The following is a 19,505-nucleotide window of genomic DNA, read 5'->3' on the forward strand; positions in this document are numbered from 1 at the left end:
AATTGGGATAAAGCATTCAATGTTTTGTCTTAGTTCTCTAGTTTTTTTACCATAATTCGGTATACTACACTACATAGAAACATGAATTGTATAAATAGGTAGGTGAAAAAATGGATATACAAATCAATGATCCAAGAGAAACAGAAGCATTAGCTAAAATTATCGGTTCTGTCGCAGCACCTGGTGACACGATTATTCTTTCAGGCGATTTAGGCGCAGGCAAAACCACAATGACTAAAGGAATTGCTTTAGGTTTAGACATCGAGAAAATGATCAAAAGCCCGACCTATACGATTATTAGAGAGTATCAAGAAGGACGTCTCCCCCTATATCATATGGATGTCTACCGTATTGAAAACGGTGCGGATGACCTTGGACTAGATGAATATTTTGAAGGTGACGGCTTATCTGTGGTTGAATGGGGAAAATTATTAGGCGAATTTTTACCCGTAGACTATTTAGATATCACGATCACAAAGGATTCAGAAGATATGGAAAAAAGAAAAGTATCCATTCAAGCAATTGGAATACAGGCAGAAGGATTTTTAGAACGTATTCAGAAAAAAATGGAGGAACGCGCATGACAGAGGTTGAGTTTACAATTCGGGAAGCCATTCCAGATGATGCAGCAGAGATTTTACATGCATTAAAAGTTATTGGCAGTGAGACACCTTATCTTGTAATGGATGAAAAAGGGATGGAAATGACACCAGAGGAGATGGGTGAGAATTTAGCCAATCTTTATGAATCGCCGAACAACGTATTGATGGTTGCTTTAGCAGACGGGAAGGTCATTGGTACGGCTTCTGTCAAGGCATCATCGAAGCAGCGTATGGAGCATATCGGTGAGATCGGGATCAGTATCTTAAAAGAGTTTTGGGGCTTTGGCTTAGGAAGTTTGATGATGGAAGAGTTGATTTTATGGGCGAAAGAAAGTGAAGTGATTCGCCGATTAGAATTAACTGTGCAACATCGGAATCAACGTGCAGTCCATGTTTACGAAAAAATGGGCTTTAAAACAGAAGCAATCATGCCGCGCGGGGCGAAAACCGATGAAGGTGAATTTTTAGATGTTCACTTGATGAGCATGATGATCGATTGAGAGAAATAAAAGTATTGAGCATGAAACGGTGTTCAATGCTTTTTTTGTAACGTCTTGTTACTCAGATGTTACAAGTTACTTCTTCCTTTATTATGTAACCACTTTCTTCTTTTCTATATATTCTCACTGAGCAAAAGGCTATACTGATATCAGATAAAACGCTTAAGGAGCTGAACGAGATGTCAAAAGGAATTAAAATCGTTACGATCGGTGGAGGATCAAGTTATACACCAGAATTAGTTGAAGGATTTATTAAACGTTATGATGAATTGCCTGTACGTGAGTTATGGCTGGTTGATATTGAAGCAGGAAAAGAAAAGCTGGAAATCGTTGGCGCGATGGCAAAACGTATGGTTAAAGCAGCTGGCGTGGATTGCGAAGTTCATTTAACATTAGATCGCCGCGAAGCCTTAAAAGATGCAGATTTTGTGACAACACAATTACGTGTTGGACTTTTAGATGCTCGTATTCTAGACGAACGTATCCCATTAAGTCATGGGTTGATCGGACAAGAAACAAATGGGGCTGGCGGAATTTTCAAAGCGTTGAGAACTGTTCCTGTGATTTTAGATATCGTTGAAGACATGAAAGAACTATGTCCAAATGCTTGGTTGATCAACTTTACAAATCCTGCAGGTATGGTTACAGAAGCCGTTTTACGTTACGGAAATTGGGATAAAGTTGTCGGTTTATGTAATATTCCAGTTAATGCGGTGTTTGAAGAAGCTGAATTATTAGGTGAAAAAAATAGTGACTTGTTCTTCCAGTTTGCTGGGATCAATCATTTACATTGGCATACGATCACAGATAAAAATGGGAATGATCGCACAGATGAGCTAATCAAAGTAATGTACGGTCAAGATGATGCAAAATCAATCGTAGCGAATATCAAAGACAATAATTTGATTTGGGAGCAAGTAGAAAACTTACACATGGTTCCTTGTCCATACCACAATTATTATTACTATACAGATAAAATGTTAGCTGAAGAATTAGAAGACTTTAAAAACAATGGCACACGCGCTGAAAAAGTGAAAGAAATCGAGCATGAATTGTTTGAACTATATAAAGATCCAAATCTAGACTACAAACCAAAACAATTAGCCGAACGTGGTGGTGCACGTTACAGTGATGCCGCATGCGAAATTATCAACTCTATCCACAATGATAAACGCACAACAATGACAGTTAGCACTAGAAATAATGGCACGATCACAGACTTACCAGCTGAAAGTGCCGTAGAAGTAACTTGTACGATTACTGGAAAAGGACCTGTTCCATACAATTTTGGTAGCTTTAAACCTCAAGAACGTGGGTTGCTGCAAGTAATGAAATCAATGGAAGAACTAACGATCGAAGCAGCTGTTACAGGTGATTATGGTACGTTGTTACAAGCATTTACAATGAATCCATTGATTACAAGTGGAAATGTTGCCAAAGAAGTAATGGATGAATTATTAGAAGCACATAAACAGTATTTACCTGCATTCTTTAAAGAAAGTAAATAAACTAAAAAAGCAAGACGGCTCAATTTTATGAGTGGTCTTGCTTTTGTTTTTGTACTTCTTTTGCTAAATACTCGACGGTATAAAGCGCTGGAACTTGGGAGGTAATATCACTATCACCAATTCTTTCCGTTGAAATATAATAGGGAATGTTTACATCAGAAAGGGCTGCAATCGGTGATTTTTCACTATTCGTGATCGAAATAATGGAGCTATCATTGGTAATAAAATGATTTAGATAATTGATGATCGCTTCATTTTCACCACTGACCGAAAGAGCAATTACACAAACATTTTTCGCCATGCTTTTATTGAAGAAGTTCACAGGATGATTGATCGGATCTTCAATATGGAAAGCCATGCTAAAAATAGATGAAAAGTACAATGCGCCATATTCAGCAATAATATTGGATGAGCCTGTTCCAATAAATAGAACAAGATCTTTTTCAGATAACAATTTTGCCGCTGCTTGAATTCGTTCTTGATAAAAAGCTTCGGTCGACCGTTGGATAAAATTAGTAAAAGATGTTTCATCTACGGCATGAGTGGTAACGGGTTCAGCCAATGATTTTCGATATAAATTCAATTTGATTTTAAATTCAGAAAATCCTTCACAACCAAACTTTCGACAAAAACGCAAAATACTAGCTGTACTGCTATGCGTTTCTTTCGCTAACTCACGAATTCTCATATACACGACTTCATCTATGTGAGACGCAACATATTTATAAATTTCTAAATCGATGGGACTAAGGTCAGGACTATGATCTAAAAATAACAAGTAATTCACTACTTTCTTGGTTCATAATTAGTATTTATTTAGCTTAGAAAAAAAGAAACGATCAGTTGTTCAACTAATTTTGGCGCTTCTAAATTGGCTAAATGTGCCGCTTCGGGAATCGCTACTTTTTTGGCATGAGTAATTTTTTGATGTAAAAAAGCAGCTATATTTTTGAAATCATCTACATCACGCTCGCCAATGATGATCAAAACTGGAAGCGTGAGTTGATCAAGCGTTTCGGACAAGGGCTGAGCTGTTGGAAGCTCTTCGATTGGTAAAGGCGGCTCTGGTTGCGTAAAAGCCACCATCTGCATATCAATTACAAGCTCTCTAATAGAAGAATCAAGTGTCTCTGGACTACGGCCTCTGAGAATCCACGTTTGATAATTTAACTCAGCTGCCTGTTCAAAGTGCTTCAAGGTCAATAATTGTTCTTCTTTTTCATCATATCGTTGCAATTCTTCTGAAAAATCCCATTCATCAATAGCTGAAGATTCTAAAGCTAATTGTAAACAGCGTTTAGGATTTGCAGTGACAAAGTCTAACGCTATTTTTCCTCCGAAAGAAGCCGCAAAGATATATGTTTGTTTGATAGCTAAATGATCTAAAAGCTTGTTTATGATGCTTGCATAAGAAAAAGCACCTCCCGTAAATGAACTTTGACCAAAACCAGGAAGGTCAAATCTTGTCACTTGAAACTGCTGAGCTAATGAGTGGAATTCATAGTCCCACATCCGTGAATCTGCGATACCTGCATGGATCAATAAAAGATGAGGGCCGCTTCCTTTAGATTCAAAATAAATAGTAGCACCAGAAACGTTTAAAATAGGCATTTGATTCCTCCAATATCGTTAATTTAAATCAATACTATAAACAAAATGGCGAACGGGCTGTCCAGAATAATTCTTATCAAATTGTTTGACGATCGTCATCTCATTTTTTTCAGCAATTTTTCGAGAAGAGAGATTTGTATCTCGAATGATCGAACAAATCTTCTCTGCGTTTAATATATTTTTTGCATAAGTAATACATAATTGACTAGCAGAAGTTGCATAGCCATGATTCCAATAGCGTTTGTTAACCAGGTAGCCGATTTCTAATAATGATTCATCTTCAACATCAGAATAAACAATACCGCATTGACCGATAAAGTCTTTACTTTTTGATCAATGATCGCCCATAGACCAAAGCCATTTTCTTGATAACTTTTTAAATTCCAGTTCAACCAATCTCTTACTTTTTCTTCTGTGAAAGCTGATTCATAGGCATACATCGTTTCCTCATCCTGCAAAATCAAACATAAATCCCTAAAATCATCGGATGTGAATTCTCTTAAATAGAGCTGTTCATTTTCGATTATTTTTTTATACATTGTTAGCCTCCTTTAATTAAATGTAAATTCATAATAGACAAAGGGCCAGATTCCCCTTTGATCATTCTTTCTAATCGTTAGAACTCATCTTTTTGTATCTTTGATCAATAGAAAAGCTTCTAAGTAAAGGTGCTTTATATAAAGTAATTTCTTTCTTTTCACCTAAAATAGTAAAAATTCATTAATAGTCCATCATTGATCCTTAGTATCGGATGGATGAAAGGATTGTCTATCGTTTTTTTAAATAGGCTTAACACGTCCGTCCATAATCTTCCCACAATAAAATAGGAAGAACTTCTATTTATTTTACCACAGTAACGGATTGAAACAGAAAAAAATAGGATGTAACGTCCAAATAGAGAAAGAAAAATAACAGAAACTTGGGATAATTGTAACAGAAATCTGGGAGTTTGGAATCGATATTTCTATGTATACTAGGTTCATCAAGCAATACCTGCTGTAAACATTCGTTAAAAGAGTCGCCCGTGACGTTAAATGAGAGGAGATGTCAAAGTGGATTTGAATGATGCTTTTGAGCAGCAAGATAAGGCAATCAAAAAACAATTAAAAGTTATCGAAAAGCTGCAAAAAAGAGTAAAAGCAGAACAAAGACAAAAAAATCTGCTTGCATCTCAATTAAAGCGATCGCTTCAACAATTAGAAGAGTTAAAACAGCAGTAGAAGACCAGAGGAGGAAATAAACATATGACAGCATTAAGCGGAGTAGATGTAGTTTGGCGTTTTCGTTTAGCCGAAGACGAAGGAAATGAACGTGCGTGGGGATTAGCCTACAGTACAGAAAATGGTTATTCAAAATCGAAAGAAAGTGAATCGACCGTAACGAAAGATGGTAGTGTTGTAACACCAGGAGCAACTGAAACCACAGTAACTGCTACAACGTTATACAAAATCGGTTCAACTCAAATCGATAAATTAGAAACAGCGATGGATGAAAATAAACGTGTTCAAATTTGGCGTATTAATACCAAAGAAATTGGCACGGGTAATGATGAAGGAAAATTCAAAGCTAAATATTTTGAAGGTTATTTTACTTCCTTTGAAGAAACGGATTCAGCTGAAAATAAAGTGGAATATTCTTTAGAGTGGGCAATCGAAGGCGCTGGTAAGAACGGCTTTGCGGCATTAGAGCTAGATACGTCTGAAGGCGGCGATTATGAATTTAAAGACACTGTAAAAGTAGAAAAAACGCCCTAATATTTCAAACACAAGCATATAAATGAAGAGGTTGGTCTAACTAACCTCTTTCAAAATCAGGAGGAATAAAGATGGAACTAACAATGGATGAAAAAATATTTAGCTGCAAATTTGGCTACGGCTTTTTAAAAGAAATCAACAAACGTTATTCAGTAGAACGTAGTGGAATGCAGTTGAAGATAGGTGTTGGCGCAATTGTTTCAAATCTTCTTTTATCGGATGTCGACACGCTTTTCGAAGTTCTGTTGATTGCCAATATGACAGAAAAGCCTAGAATGACCGTTAAATTTTTAGAAGATTATGTTGAACAAAATGGAACAAAAAATCTGTTTGAAGAAGTGATCGATGAGTTAAAAAAGTCGGAATATACCGGGATGATGACCAGCAAGATGTTGGAAGAAGCACAAGTGTAAAGAGCATAGATTTTGATGAAGTGTATGAGCAGGTTCGTTTAAACTGTCTACGTTTTTTGAAGATCGAAACATTTAATGAAATAGATCGGTTGACGATTCCAGAGTACGAACTTCGAATGAAAGCCTATCAGTTAAAACAATTGGATCGTCAATACGAAATTCATATGCAAGCTTGGGCCACTGTTATGGCGGGGCAAACACGAAAAGGGAAACCAATTTTTAGGACCTTTGATAAATTCTTCGATTATCGCAAAGCAGAAGAGAAACTATTAGGCCGACAAAAAAGCACTTCTCCTGATAAAGAAAAACTTCGAAATTGGATTGCCAATTTCAATTCATAGGAAAGGAGGGAGAAAATGGAAAATAAAAATAATCTGACGACGGTTTTATCTATTATGGAGAATAATTTTTTCAAAACATTGACTAGTGCTGATGCTGCACTAAATAGCACGAAAGGTACATCAGATCGTTTAGCTGAATCTTTTGCAAAATTATCATCCTATACTGTTGCACCACAGAGTTTCGATGTGTTCAAACACAGTGCTAAAGAGGCTTCAAGCATGGTGGATATTCTTGGGGAAAAATTAAAACAAAGATTTACTCCAGTTGTTGAAAATCCAAGTTTTACTGGAATGATAGGTGCTGTCGATAAAGCAATCGTTGATATCAATGATAAGTTAAAACAATTTCATATGCCTAGCTTGGGGAAAATGATGATAGGGGATGAATCGATCTTCGGGAATATCAACGGTAACATAGATAAAGTAACACAGTCTTTTGGCGGAATGGCTCAAAGTTTTGGGAATAAACAGAAACAAATGATTTCAGGCATATCAAATTGGAAACAAAATCTTATTGGATTTACAGAAAATACTAAATATCAAATGAAGCTCTTTACTATGGCAATGAGGACAGAAGGCTCTCCAATTGATAAACTTGGGACAGCATTTGATACGGTTTCTACAAAAGTCTCTTCAGGTTTTTCAAAAATGTATCAAAGCTCTGGGATGATGGGGTCAGCATTTCGCCAAGTCGGTGAAGGATTCAACGGGGTAAAAACCTATATGACTGGTTTACCTGAAAGTGCAAGATATCAAATGAAGCTTTTAGGAATGCATATAAGAAGTGAACATCCGGCTTTGGCTGAATTAGGAACAAAGTTTTCTGACATGTCTTCCCAAGTAGGTGGAACTATTTCTACAGTTGCTACTAAATTTGGCGCTTTAGGAAGTAAATTTACTGATACGATTACAAATTCAAAGCTGTTAAAAGCGACTTTCAGTGGGATAGGAACAACCTTACAAGGATCAGCTAATATCGGGACAACGGCTATGACCTCAATGGTTCAAGGATTGTCCTCTGTTTTTGGATTTGCCTTAAAAGCTTTGGGGCCAGCAGCTATTTTAGGGATTGCATTAGCTGGTTTTGGTTTATTAGATAGTCAGTTCGATGGACAAATCGGTAAGATGATAGAAACGGCAACCACAAAAGGACCAGCTATTATTGCTGGATTTGTTCAAGGTATCATAGAGAAGCTTCCTGCATTGATGGAAACGGGAACGCAATTAATTGCAGGATTAGCAGAAGCAATTTCCGTAAATCTACCTGTAATCATGCAAAGTGCGGTTGATCTGATCGGAGCTTTAGTTAATGGGGTAATTGAAAGTTTACCAACATTGATACCAGCGGCTTTAATGTTGATTGAATCCTTAGCCACAAGCTTATTAGCTGCAGCACCCCAGTTGTTATTAACGGGATTAGATTTATTAATTGCTTTAGTTGACGGAATTTTAGCTAATAAGGATCAAATTATTACTACTGTAACAAATATTATTGAAGCGTTCACTACCAATATTACGAATAAATTGCCTGAAATTATTAAAAAAGGTGTTGAAGTGTTAACGAAACTTGCAGAAGGTATCGCTTCTGTATTGCCTAAGTTAATTCCAGTAGCTATAGAAGCAATTGCAACTTTAGTTGGAACACTATTAGAACAGTTACCTACTTTAATTGACGCAGCAATTAAAATTGTCGCGACTTTGTGTAAAGGATTATGGGATAGTTTACCAGATATTCTATTAGCTGCAGGTAAGTTATTAGCGACATTTGTTGAAGGGATAATTGGGCTTTTACCAGATATTGCTAGTGCAGGATTGAGAATGGGGAACGAAATAATCAAAGAACTTACAGGAGTAGATTTATTTGAAATTGGTGGGAATATAATACGAGGCTTGGTAGATGGTATCAAAGGCATGGCAAAATCTGCATTAGATGCAGTAATGAACATTGGTAAAAGTATTGGAGATGCATTTAAAGGTCTTTTCAAAATCCATTCACCATCTCGCTGGATGCGAGATGAAATCGGAGCAATGCTGCCAGCAGGTTTAGCAATCGGTATCGAAAGAAATGCCCATGTCATCGATCAACCAATGGATAAACTAGCTTCTCAAATTATGCTACCGAGCTTAGACAGCTTAGATCAACATTTAGAAACGGTCAAAGACGTATCAGTTCAATCAAGTAGTAAACAAATGATGATCCAAACCAAACAACCAGCAACCTTCAACATCAAACTCGGCAATCAACAATTCAAAGCTTTTGTTTCAGATATTTCAGAAGCAATGGGACAAGATTCAGCTATCAATTTAGCCTTTTAGAAGGAGGGAAAAAATGTATTATTTTGAAGATACAACCAAAAAAGTCCACAAAGATGATTTGATCCTTCCTTCGTCAGCTATGATGTATGACGGCCTTTATCTTGAAAAAATGATCTCAGGCTACCGCACACTAGCTGTAACTGGTAGGGAAATGTTATCTCTCAATATAGAAACGCAAGAAACACAAGTCGGCAGTATCAAACTAAATCAAAAGCTACCTGCTCGAACGATCAAGGTGAGTTATCAACTAATTGGAAAAGATGCAAAAGATGTGCAAAAAAAATACCATCAGTTGATGGGTTTGCTTTATAAAGAATCTGATGTTGAAATTCGATTCAAAGACGAACTTGATTATCATTATTATGGGCAGTATGTGGCAACAGATGAGGTGCGTGGGGATACCAACAGCATTATTGCAAGTTTTGAAATTCTTTGTGCGGACCCCAAAAAATATTCTGTATTATTAAAAACAGATGGCGCAATTACTACCTATTTGCCATATCCAACGACTCCTGAAAAGATTGAAGTCAATATTGCAAAATTTGGCTCATTAATGATTTCAAATGGTGATAAAACGATTAGAATCACCAGCTACAATTTAAGTGCAGGTGATCAAGTCGCTTTTGATTTCTTAAAAGGAAAAGTTTTTGTAAATAAGTTGGATCAAACGTTTCTACTTGATTTAGAAAGTGATTTTGAAAATTTTACGATTCAAGAAGGTCAAACTATTGGTTGTAGCAATGGACAAATGATCATTTCATATCGGGAGGTACAGCTATGAGCAAAAGTGTTTATTTCTTTGATGAGCGTCAGCACTTACTTCGGATCGTGAAAGAAAACGAGCTGATAGAAGTTATTCAGGAAAAAGAAATTACTTCAAATAAAGAAGAATTGATGAATGATACACTAAATGTCTCCACTGTTTACGATGAAGAATTAAAACAAGCGGCATACATGGCTGTAAAAGAAGAAGCTTCTTATTATAGCTTATACAGAATTATTTTAGACACTGAATCTGAGAATATTTTATCGTTTGTAGGAATCAGCTTCGCACCGGATGAACTTGATTCTTATGTAGTAAAAAATGTTGAAGTTAAAAACGATTCGATCAAAAATACAATACAAAAATTGTTAACAGAAACAGAGTGGCGTCTAGGAGAAATCGATACAAACTTACCAGTCATCACAGAAGATTTTAGTTTTTTCTCTGTGCGTGATGCACTAAAAAATATTCAAACAAAAGGCTGTGAGATTTTATTTAAATATAAAATAGATGGTATCGGTATCACAGATAAATGGCTAGAAGTCTATCGTGAAATTGGCGAGCAAAGCAACCAACGTTTTACGTATGGTGATAAAGCATTAAGCATCATAAAAGAGCAAGATCGCAATCAAGTGTATACAAGTCTGATCGGACGCGGACGTGGTGAAGATGTCGGTGACGGAAAAGGCAAACGTATCGAGTTCACAAATATAGAGTGGAAAAAAGCAAACGGTAAACCTTTAAATAAACCAAAGGGACAAAATTGGCTAGAATTTCCTGAAATGACAACACAATACGGTATTCCACTTAAAAATGGCGGCATGAGAAGACGAGAAAAAGTCATTACGTTTGATGAAGAAGAAAGTCCAGAAAAATTACTACAAAAAACATACGATTCACTCATCGAATATTCTCGACCACTTGTTCAATTTAAAACAGAAATCTTAGGTGGAGATGCAATTGGTAATACCGTGACGATCCATCGTCATGACCGAAACTATCACTATCAAACACGAATTTTTAAAGTGAAAATCGATCGTTTGACAGGAAAAGTCGAAGCTGGTTTAGGAGATAATATTTCAAAAAGCATCTCAAAAGCTACTTCGGAGTTAAAAGGCAATGTCGATACCTTAGAAGAGAAAAAGATGACGTTTTATGATTCTGAAGAAATTTCAAAGTGGCAAGATGACATTATACGTGGAGCAAAAGGCGGCTCGATAAAACTGATGAATGGAATCGAAACGGGAAAATCAAATAGTCGTGAGCCGTATCAACAAGTTTTTATGGATGGAAATTCGCTAGAAAATAGTAAACGTTTTTTAGTAATGAACTCTGATGGAATTGGTTTTATCAAAGATAATTTTGCAAACAAGCCTAAAACAGCTTGGACGATTGATGGTCAGTTTAATGCCGATTACATCAATACAGGTACATTAAGAGCAATTGATATAAAAGGGGTCAATATCTATGGTTCTAAATTTGAATCAGATAGTGGCGGATTTAAAGTTCATATTATTGATGGCAAAATTCGGTTTCTCAATTCAGACACTGGAAAAGAAATCGGGGCTATTGCTCCAGCATTTGTAGACGGAGCATTAAAAGGATATACAATTATTCAAAAATCAGGTTATTCAATCAATATAGCGACTCAATCAACAGATGCAAAAGTTCATGCGAATGTTATCAGTATTCCACCTGACAGCACAGCAGACAATCCCAAATTAGAGATTCATGGAAAAGTTGCTTTAAAGGGTGAGTTAAATATAAATGGCAAGCTATTTCTTAATGGCAAAGAAATAACCGGTAACGGCAGTGGAGGATCTGGTGGCATCGGTGGAGGAATACCACCAGAGTTGACAACCGATCAAGAAAAAAACGCTTGGGGTATCTGGCAATTCTTTAAAAATAAAGGGTGGACTGAACAATCGATCGCTGGAATGTTGGGGAATATCCAATCAGAATCGGGGATCATGCCTGATATCGACGAACTAAGTGGAGGCGGTGGTTATGGACTAACTCAATGGACACCTAAATCCAAGCTAGTTAATTGGTGTAATGAAAATGGTTTGGATCATCGAACGCTGGATTCCCAATGCCAACGAATACAATGGGAAATGGAAAATAATCAGCAATGGTTTCCAAACTATGAAAGACCAGATTTATCAAACATCTCTTTTAGAGATTTCACTAAGCTTTCGGATGTCAAATTGTCAGCAGAATATTTTATTGCATTTTATGAGCATCCTAAATATCCTAATCAACCAATAAGAGCACAACAAGCTCAATATTGGTATGACAAGTTAAGAAATTTGAAACCAGGAGCTTCAACTGGAGCTGCAGGGCTAGCTCATTTAGACACCTTATATAAACAGCCTTTAGGCAATGGACAATGTTATGCCGTGCCAGCAGAGTATTCTGGATTTTTAGGTGGTTGCGGTTTAGGCGCAAGTACTGGCTATCCGTTAAGCCATAACATAGGAGACACTGAGGCTGCGGCAGAAATCGGTAGCGCTTATGATTGGGCAGCTGTTGGATGGAAAGTAATATATAATCCGTCATACGAACAATTAGTACCGGGTGCAATCATCAACTGGAAACGCGGTGGAAATATCGGTGGTTTTAACGTTGACTATACCTATGGTCATACAGGCGTTATTCGAGGATTAACCCATGGTGGTTTCCAAACCTATGAACAAAATATCGGATTAGGGCAAGTTGTCGGTAAATATGAACGTCAATGGATTGGATCAAGCGAAATCAGCTCAATCGTGATTCCACCCAAATAATCAATTTTTAGAAAGGAGTGAGTAAATGTCAATCGTATATCCAATTTTCTTATCAATCACACAACCAAACGATAATATTCCAACAATCATGATTCGTCAATTTGACGAAGGAACACAAGTACTGGATGTGACCGTAACAGAACATGGAAAACCAAAAGACATTTCAAATTTAACCCCTTTTTCTGCGTCAAACAAGGACATCATGCTGGACTCGGTTTATCTGAGCAAAAAGTCGTTAAAATCATCGACGCAAAAAAAGGAAAGTTACAATATACATTAACCAATTATGATATGCAAAATATCGGAGAAAATACAGCGTACTTCAGCTTTAAAGAACTTCAAAAAGATTTAAGTTGGCGACAACAATTTTCGACGAGAGATTTTGTTTATCAAGTCAAAGAAAGTATTTACGACGAGGGAATCAGAGACCGTAACTATATTTGGACATTTGAAGAAATCTTGCGCTATTTCACTGAATGGGTGAAAACCTGCCAGGAGATTTATGATGACTGGTATTTAGTAGCACAAGAAGAGTTACAGCGGATTATTGTTGAATTCAAAGGCTGGATTACAACAAGTCAGCAACGTTATGACAAATGGACAGAAGTTCAAAGAGCAGAATTTGATAAATGGTTTACTACAATTAAAGGGATTTTAGATGAAAATGTTGCTGGTAATCTTCTGAACGTAATCGAAGAATTAAAATTAGCACATTTCACCTTGAAAAGTGGTGAAACTGGCATCCTTAGAACCATTCGAGATGATAAATTCAGTTTGAATCATAAGGTAACTAAAGTAGGAACAGTCTTGCATAAAAAAGAAGCTTCCGCTCTAGTTGTAGCAGAAATTGACAGTGAAATGCAAAATACCTTCTTTATAAGAAAGGTGAGATCAGTATAATGGCGCATGAAGTAGACATCAAAAAAGTTATGGAAACAGACAAAGCCGGCGTACAACGCCAAGTCTTTCCAGAAACACATGTCAGTGCAATCCTTGGTTTAGAGAATATCGCAGCAGCAGGCACTGGCGTGAGATCAATCAATGGAAAAACCGGAGATATCACATTAACAGCCAAAGATTTAGGTATCCAAGGAACAAATATAACAATAGATAAGGTGGGAACAGTATGACAGATATCGTTGAATTAAAAAGTGATGGAGCTGTTGTTTATCCTAAAACACATGTAAATGCTGTAGAAGGATTAACAACAATCAAAGGTGAAAAAGGAGAAACAGGACCAGCAGGACCACAAGGTGCAACGGGAGCTGCAGGTGCGGTTGGTCCACAAGGTTTAAAAGGGGCAACTGGGGCTACAGGACCACAGGGACCAGCCGGAACAAATGCTACAACGACAGCTGTAGCAACACAAACTGTCAATGGATTGATGAGTGCCGTTGATAAGAAAAAATTAGATACATTACCAACAATAACTTTTAGTAAGGTGGGAGCAGTATAATGGCAGATATCGTACAATTAGAAGAAAAAGGGAACTTGCTTTATCCGAAGACACATACAAGCGCTATTGATAATTTTGATGAGACAGTTGTGAAGAAAACTGGTAATGAAGAAATTGCCGGGGTCAAGAATTTTAAAGGTGATTTGCAATTAAATGGGAAATCAGTTGAAACTAAACTGGACTCAGGAATTTTGTGGACTGGTACTTGGATTTTAAATGAACTTCAAACAATAACACCTAAAAAGAAATTATCTGATTGTAAGACAGGCTGGATATTGGTTTTTCAAGAATATGATAAAGGAGCAACGAATAGTTCTGCCTTTCACTATTTTCATGTTCCAAAATGTCATGTGATTAAACATAACAATAGAGGGTTAGTTTTTCAGATATCTAATTATAATGGAGCTACCATGGGTGTGAAGTATCTTTATATTAGTGATACTCAAATTAAAGGACATTCTTTGAATGGACAGGCACCTAATAATATTCAAGCTATAACAGAGATTTATGAATATTAGAAAAAATGATATAAAACTATAAGTAGCTAATTTAATATCTTTAATGATTGATAAGTTAAACAAACCTATAAATGAAGTGAGAGGTGCTCTATTTGGAGTGCCTCTTTTTATAAATTAACGCCAGAAAAATATGTTTGATAGGACTTTATCCGAGAAATTCTTACTTGACTGCTACTAACACTTATCGTAATATAGTTAGGAACCGAACTATCCAGCAAGGAGGTAAATCATGGACAGAAAAATCGGTCTAAAAATCAGAATTTTAGCCAATGAACTAAATCGAAAAGCGGCAGAAATTTTAAAAGAAGATGATGGTGAAGCTTCTTCGAGCATCCAAATGCGTATTCTAAATTTTATTCATCGCCGCAATAGCCAACAGGTACCCGTTTATCAAAAAGACATCGAGCAAGAATTTGATATTCGTCGATCTACTGCGACAGGGGTTCTGCAAACGATGGAGAAACGCTTATTTATCGAAAGAAAATGTTGCGAAAAAGACAATCGTTACAAAACGATTATTTTAACTGAACTAGGACAACAGAAAGTTAAAGAAAATATTGTGAAGCTACATAAATTCGATGAATTATTAGTTCAAGGAATTTCAGAAAATGATCTAACGATTTTCTTTAAGTTAATGGAAAAACTATCAGAAAACAGCAAAAAAATAAATAAGGAAGGTGAACGGATTACATGATAAAAAAACTGATTGCCAATATAGGCGTCTATAAAAAAGAAAGTATCATTGCACCGATTTACGTAACAGGCGAAGTGATTTTAGATATCATTATTCCACTAGTCATGGCGATGATGATCGATAATGGGATCGAAAAAGGAAATACCAAAGCGATTTTAATGTATGGCGCGATTTTATTTGTTTGTGCAATTATTGCGTTATTTTTTGGTGCGATGTCAGGTCGCTATGCGGCAGTTGCTTCAGCTGGCTTTGCAAAAAATTTACGAGATCAATTATTTGTTCGAATCCAAGGATTTTCATTCTCAAATATCGATCGTTTTTCTACCTCAAGCTTGATTACACGAATGACAACGGATGTGACCAATGTTCAAAATGCGTACCAAATGATTATTCGATTGTTAGTTCGTAGTCCCTTGATCATGATTTTTTCATTAGCGATGGCTTATAGTATCAACAAGGACCTATCATTGATTTATTTAGGTGTTGTACCATTTTTAATGATCGGTTTAGCGCTAGTTATTTATTTTGCTCATCCTAATTTCAATAAAGTTTTCCGTATTTATGATAAATTAAATAACGTTGTTCAAGAAAACTTGCAGGGGATTCGAGTCGTGAAATCTTATGTAAGAGAAAAACATGAAGATGAGAAATTCAAAACCGTTTCTAAAGATATTTACAAAACATTCTCAAAAGCTCAAAGTATTGTTGCTTTTAATAATCCTATTTTACAGTTTGCAGTCTATACCTGTATGTTATTGATTTCTTGGTTAGGAGCAAATTTGTAGTAGGGAGCACCTTAACTACTGGAGAATTAGTCAGCATGTTTACGTATACAATGCAGATTTTAATGAGCTTAAATATGTTATCTATGGTTTTTGTTATTGTATTGATTGCACGGACTTCAGCCGAGCGGATCACAGAAGTATTAGCTGAGGAAAGTGATTTGAAAAATAACGCTAATCCTATTTATGAAGTGGCAGATGGATCTGTTCGTTTTAATGACGTGAGTTTCAGTTATGCTAATGATCTCGAAAAATTAGCATTGATGCATGCAAATCTTGAAATCAAATCAGGTGAAGTGATTGGGATCGTGGGTGGAACAGGTAGTTCTAAATCAACCTTAGTACAGTTGATTCCAAGGTTATACGATGTGACACAAGGATCAGTAGAAGTTGGTGGACGTGACGTGCGGGAGTACGATTTAAAATCATTGCGTGATCAAGTCAGTATGGTTTTACAAAATAATGTCCTATTTACAGGAACGATCAAAGAAAATCTGCGCTGGGGTAATGAACATGCCACTGATGAGGACTTGATCAGAGTTTGTAAAATCGCACAGGCTGATAGTTTTATCCAAGAGTTTCCTGATAAGTATGACACTGTTATTTCTCAGGGGGGAAATAATGTTTCTGGTGGTCAAAAACAACGTTTGTGTATTGCACGAGCGCTGCTGAAAAAACCGAAGATTCTTATTTTAGATGACTCAACGAGTGCGGTGGACACGAAAACGGATCGTCTGATCAGAGAAGGAATGAGACAAGAAATTCCTGGAACAACGACGTTTATCATTGGACAGCGTGTGTCTTCTATTGAAGATTCTGATCGTATTATTGTTATGGATAAGGGTTTGATCAATGCGATTGGCACTCATGATGAACTATTAGCTAGTAATCAGATTTATCAAGAAGTTTATGAGTCTCAAAAGAAAGGATTTGGTGAAGAGGATGCGTGATGAACAAACAAAAGGGATTCGCAAAAGTCAAGATCCTTTGAAAACATTGAAGCGACTGTTTTCATATATGTTTAAAAAATACAAATTTCTACTTGTACTAGTAATGATCCTCATTTTATTAAGTACCTTTGCCAATGTTCGGGGCTCTTTATTTCTGCAAGTGGTGATCGATGATTATATCACGCCATTACTGGGACAAAGTAATCCTAACTTTTCGGGATTATTAAAAGCAATCACAACGATGGCGTTGATTTATGGTGTCGGGATCATTTCGAATTTAGGATTTAACCTAATCATGGTGCGAATCAGTGAAGGAACACAGAAAACAATTCGGGATGAAATGTTTACTCATCTTGAAACGTTGCCGATTCGTTATTTTGATTCCAATTCAGATGGAGATATCATGAGTCATTTTACGAACGATACAGATACCTTGCGTCAGATGATTTCTCAAAGTATTCCTAATCTGGTGGCGGCTGTGGTCAGCTTTGTGAGTGTGTTTATTGCAATGTTTACCATAAGTGTACCACTGACATTGGTCGTAATCGTTTCTGTTTCAATAATGATCGTTACGATTCGAATGATCGCAGGACGCAGTAGTCGTTATTTTGGTAAGCAGCAACGAGATTTAGGGAGAGTCAATGGTTTTATTGAAGAGATGATGCATGGGCAAAAAGTGGTGAAAATTTTTAATCATGAGCCGCAAACAATCGAAGAATTCACGACAATCAATGAAGAGCTACGTCAAAGTGCTACTCAAGCCAATAAATATGCCAATAGCTTGATGCCGATCATGATGAATTTGTTAAACATCCAATATGTGCTTTTAGCCGTAGTTGGCGGAATCTTTTCAGTGTATGGTGTTTCTGGTTTAACGATCGGGATGATTGCTTCCTTTCTACAGCTAAGTCGCTCGCTGAACATGCCGATCAGTCAAGTTTCTCAACAAATCAATTTCGTGATCATGGCTTTAGCTGGAGCGGATCGGATTTTTACGTTGATCGATGAAAAGTCTGAAGTCGATGATGGCTATGTAACCCTAGTTAATGTAAATCGAGAAGCAAATGGACTTGTTGAAAGTGAAGCAAGAACAGGACTTTGGGCCTGGAAGCACCCTCACAATGACGGAACTGTTACGTATACAGAATTGACTGGAGATGTGCGTTTTGAAGATGTGTCTTTTGGCTATACAGATAACAATCGGGTGTTAAAAGATATTAATTTATATGCTGAACCAGGTCAAAAGGTTGCCTTTGTTGGCGCGACTGGAGCAGGAAAAACAACAATTACTAACTTGATCAATCGTTTCTATGATATTCAAGAAGGAAAAATCCGTTATGATGGAATTAATGTGAAGAAAATCAAGAAAAGTTCCTTGAGAAGATCATTAGGGATCGTGCTGCAGGATACCCATTTATTTACAGGAACGATCCGTGAAAATATTCGTTATGGAAAATTGGATGCATCAGATGACGATGTCATCAAGCAGCTCAATTAGCCAATGCAGAAGACTTTATCAAAAACTTACCAGAAAAATATGATACTGTCATCACAGGTGACGGTGAAGGCTTATCACAAGGTCAACGTCAATTGTTGTCGATCGCTCGGGCGGCTATCGCTGATCCACCTGTAATGATTTTGGATGAAGCGACCTCTAGTATAGATACGAGAACAGAAAAACATGTGCAAGCAGGAATGGATCGTTTGATGAAAGGTAGAACGGTATTTGTTATCGCTCATCGATTGTCGACAATTCAAAACTCAGATGCGATTATGGTTATGGATCATGGGCGTATTATTGAACGAGGCAGCATGAAGATTTACTTGAAGAAAAGGGAATCTATCATCAGTTGTATACAGGGAAAGTAGAACTTTCGTAGTGTCAAAAAATGGTAAAGTAAAATTATCGAAAACGAAAAAAGTGTTCAAATCCGAGAACTTGATAGATATTGTGTAACATCAACACATACTTTATTGCTGAAGAATCTATTTTTTCTGATCGTATACTCAGTTAAAGAATGAGTTTGGGAAGTAAGTCCTAAGAAATATAAAATAGAAGACCGAAAATCATAAAAATGATTTTTCGATCTTCTATTTTTAGATTAAGGAGGGAATCAATTTGGGTTATCCGCTTATTTAGCCAATATTGCCTTAAATTTACTGCGATTAGAGCGAACACAATTTCATTGTGTACTTGTTGTTTCCCACGAACAGAAAACCGAGCGAAGCTTAAGCAAGCCTTCAAAGAGCCGAAAGCAAGTTCGATGTCAATTTTTTGTTGATGATAAATTTTACCTTTTTCATCTCCTCCGTAGTTGATGTCGGCAACAGTATAGTTTGATACGTCAGAGAAACATTCTTTTAAATTATTTAAAAGGGGGCGTCTTGTTTTGTACAAAAAGTGGTTCAAGTGCCAATCAATTCGACTGATATTTGGATTTTTCATTGGGGACTTACTCCCTAATCTTTTTTTTATGCAATTAAGCAGGTTGTTATGTAGTCCTTTGAGTA

Annotated in this window: 19 protein-coding genes and 3 pseudogenes; 17 read left to right on the forward strand and 5 right to left on the reverse strand. The window is 36.6% G+C overall.

Annotation, left to right across the window (positions count from 1 at the left end; genetic code table 11):
* The first annotated feature begins 110 nt into the window (after positions 1-110).
* From tsaE to V192_RS0115870, 3 genes are all read left to right on the forward strand, one after another.
* Positions 111-584: a tRNA (adenosine(37)-N6)-threonylcarbamoyltransferase complex ATPase subunit type 1 TsaE gene (gene tsaE, locus V192_RS0115860; protein WP_025873302.1), complete on the forward strand. Its 474-nt coding sequence runs from the start codon at positions 111-113 to the stop codon at positions 582-584.
* Complete coding sequence (locus tag V192_RS0115865) at positions 581-1,102, forward strand: GNAT family N-acetyltransferase (protein ID WP_025873303.1); 522 nt, start codon at positions 581-583, stop codon at positions 1,100-1,102. The genes tsaE and V192_RS0115865 overlap by 4 nt, the downstream gene beginning before the upstream one ends.
* A 179-nt stretch (positions 1,103-1,281) precedes the next feature.
* The gene (locus tag V192_RS0115870; RefSeq protein WP_025873304.1) at positions 1,282-2,610 is read left to right on the forward strand and encodes a 6-phospho-beta-glucosidase; all 1,329 of its coding nucleotides are present in this window, start codon (positions 1,282-1,284) and stop codon (positions 2,608-2,610) included.
* 25 nt (positions 2,611-2,635) lie between these two features.
* Here V192_RS0115870 and V192_RS0115875 read toward each other — a convergent pair whose 3' ends face one another.
* Genes V192_RS0115875 through V192_RS22665 form a run of 4 tightly spaced genes read right to left on the reverse strand, consistent with a single transcriptional unit; the run spans position 2,636 to position 4,760 of the window.
* Positions 2,636-3,388 carry a MurR/RpiR family transcriptional regulator gene (locus tag V192_RS0115875; protein ID WP_025873305.1) on the reverse strand — a complete coding sequence of 251 codons (753 nt, stop codon included), beginning with the start codon at positions 3,386-3,388 and terminating at the stop codon, positions 2,636-2,638.
* 38 nt (positions 3,389-3,426) lie between these two features.
* Positions 3,427-4,221 (reverse strand): alpha/beta fold hydrolase, encoded by a 795-nt coding sequence (locus V192_RS0115880; RefSeq protein ID WP_025873306.1) that lies wholly within the window; start codon positions 4,219-4,221, stop codon positions 3,427-3,429.
* A gap of 18 nt (positions 4,222-4,239) precedes the next feature.
* Complete coding sequence (locus tag V192_RS22660) at positions 4,240-4,536, reverse strand: GNAT family N-acetyltransferase (protein ID WP_338030886.1); 297 nt, start codon at positions 4,534-4,536, stop codon at positions 4,240-4,242.
* Positions 4,485-4,760: a GNAT family N-acetyltransferase gene (locus tag V192_RS22665; protein WP_275574552.1), complete on the reverse strand. Its 276-nt coding sequence runs from the start codon at positions 4,758-4,760 to the stop codon at positions 4,485-4,487. The genes V192_RS22660 and V192_RS22665 overlap by 52 nt, the downstream gene beginning before the upstream one ends.
* Before the next feature lie 513 nt (positions 4,761-5,273).
* Between V192_RS22665 and V192_RS0115890 the strand changes: the two genes are divergently transcribed.
* The 14 genes and pseudogenes from V192_RS0115890 (at position 5,274) to V192_RS20490 (ending at position 18,874) form a co-directional block, all read left to right on the forward strand.
* Positions 5,274-5,441 carry a hypothetical protein gene (locus V192_RS0115890; protein ID WP_239644713.1) on the forward strand — a complete coding sequence of 56 codons (168 nt, stop codon included), beginning with the start codon at positions 5,274-5,276 and terminating at the stop codon, positions 5,439-5,441.
* Between the two features lie 24 nt (positions 5,442-5,465).
* The gene (locus tag V192_RS0115895) at positions 5,466-5,975 is read left to right on the forward strand and encodes a phage major tail protein, TP901-1 family (RefSeq protein ID WP_025873307.1); all 510 of its coding nucleotides are present in this window, start codon (positions 5,466-5,468) and stop codon (positions 5,973-5,975) included.
* A 71-nt stretch (positions 5,976-6,046) separates the two neighbouring features.
* Positions 6,047-6,388, forward strand: coding sequence for a tail assembly chaperone (locus tag V192_RS0115900; protein WP_025873308.1), 342 nt, complete (start codon positions 6,047-6,049; stop codon positions 6,386-6,388).
* 56 nt (positions 6,389-6,444) lie between these two features.
* Positions 6,445-6,729, forward strand: coding sequence for a hypothetical protein (locus V192_RS0115905; protein ID WP_029948301.1), 285 nt, complete (start codon positions 6,445-6,447; stop codon positions 6,727-6,729).
* Positions 6,730-6,744: 15 nt separating this feature from the next.
* Positions 6,745-9,045, forward strand: a complete 2,301-nt coding sequence (locus V192_RS0115910; RefSeq protein WP_025873310.1) for a phage tail protein — start codon at positions 6,745-6,747, stop codon at positions 9,043-9,045.
* A 13-nt stretch (positions 9,046-9,058) separates the two neighbouring features.
* Positions 9,059-9,826, forward strand: a complete 768-nt coding sequence (locus tag V192_RS0115915) for a distal tail protein Dit (protein ID WP_025873311.1) — start codon at positions 9,059-9,061, stop codon at positions 9,824-9,826.
* The gene (locus tag V192_RS0115920) at positions 9,823-12,594 is read left to right on the forward strand and encodes a phage tail spike protein (RefSeq protein ID WP_025873312.1); all 2,772 of its coding nucleotides are present in this window, start codon (positions 9,823-9,825) and stop codon (positions 12,592-12,594) included. Before V192_RS0115915 ends, V192_RS0115920 begins: the two co-directional genes overlap by 4 nt.
* 88 nt (positions 12,595-12,682) lie before the next feature.
* Positions 12,683-13,494, forward strand: a pseudogene (locus V192_RS20480) (phage baseplate upper protein).
* Positions 13,494-13,724: a hypothetical protein gene (locus V192_RS0115930; RefSeq protein WP_025873313.1), complete on the forward strand. Its 231-nt coding sequence runs from the start codon at positions 13,494-13,496 to the stop codon at positions 13,722-13,724. Before V192_RS20480 ends, V192_RS0115930 begins: the two are co-directional and overlap by 1 nt.
* Complete coding sequence (locus V192_RS0115935) at positions 13,721-14,050, forward strand: hypothetical protein (protein ID WP_029948303.1); 330 nt, start codon at positions 13,721-13,723, stop codon at positions 14,048-14,050. The genes V192_RS0115930 and V192_RS0115935 overlap by 4 nt, the downstream gene beginning before the upstream one ends.
* Entirely contained in the window at positions 14,050-14,568 is a 519-nt protein-coding gene (locus V192_RS0115940; RefSeq protein ID WP_025873315.1) for a hypothetical protein, read from the forward strand. Before V192_RS0115935 ends, V192_RS0115940 begins: the two co-directional genes overlap by 1 nt.
* Positions 14,569-14,797: 229 nt before the next feature.
* Positions 14,798-15,262 carry a MarR family winged helix-turn-helix transcriptional regulator gene (locus V192_RS0115945; RefSeq protein WP_025873316.1) on the forward strand — a complete coding sequence of 155 codons (465 nt, stop codon included), beginning with the start codon at positions 14,798-14,800 and terminating at the stop codon, positions 15,260-15,262.
* A pseudogene (locus V192_RS20485) lies at positions 15,259-16,994 on the forward strand (ABC transporter ATP-binding protein). Before V192_RS0115945 ends, V192_RS20485 begins: the two are co-directional and overlap by 4 nt.
* Positions 16,987-18,874, forward strand: a pseudogene (locus V192_RS20490) (ABC transporter ATP-binding protein). The pseudogenes V192_RS20485 and V192_RS20490 overlap by 8 nt, the downstream one beginning before the upstream one ends.
* Positions 18,875-19,032: 158 nt before the next feature.
* On the opposite strand, the gene V192_RS22895 reads toward V192_RS20490, so the two are convergent.
* Entirely contained in the window at positions 19,033-19,440 is a 408-nt protein-coding gene (locus V192_RS22895) for a transposase (protein WP_025873317.1), read from the reverse strand.
* Between the last annotated feature and the right edge of the window lie 65 nt (positions 19,441-19,505).

Source organism: Enterococcus crotali, assembly GCF_000633635.1.
Lineage (GTDB): Bacteria > Bacillota > Bacilli > Lactobacillales > Enterococcaceae > Enterococcus_L > Enterococcus_L crotali.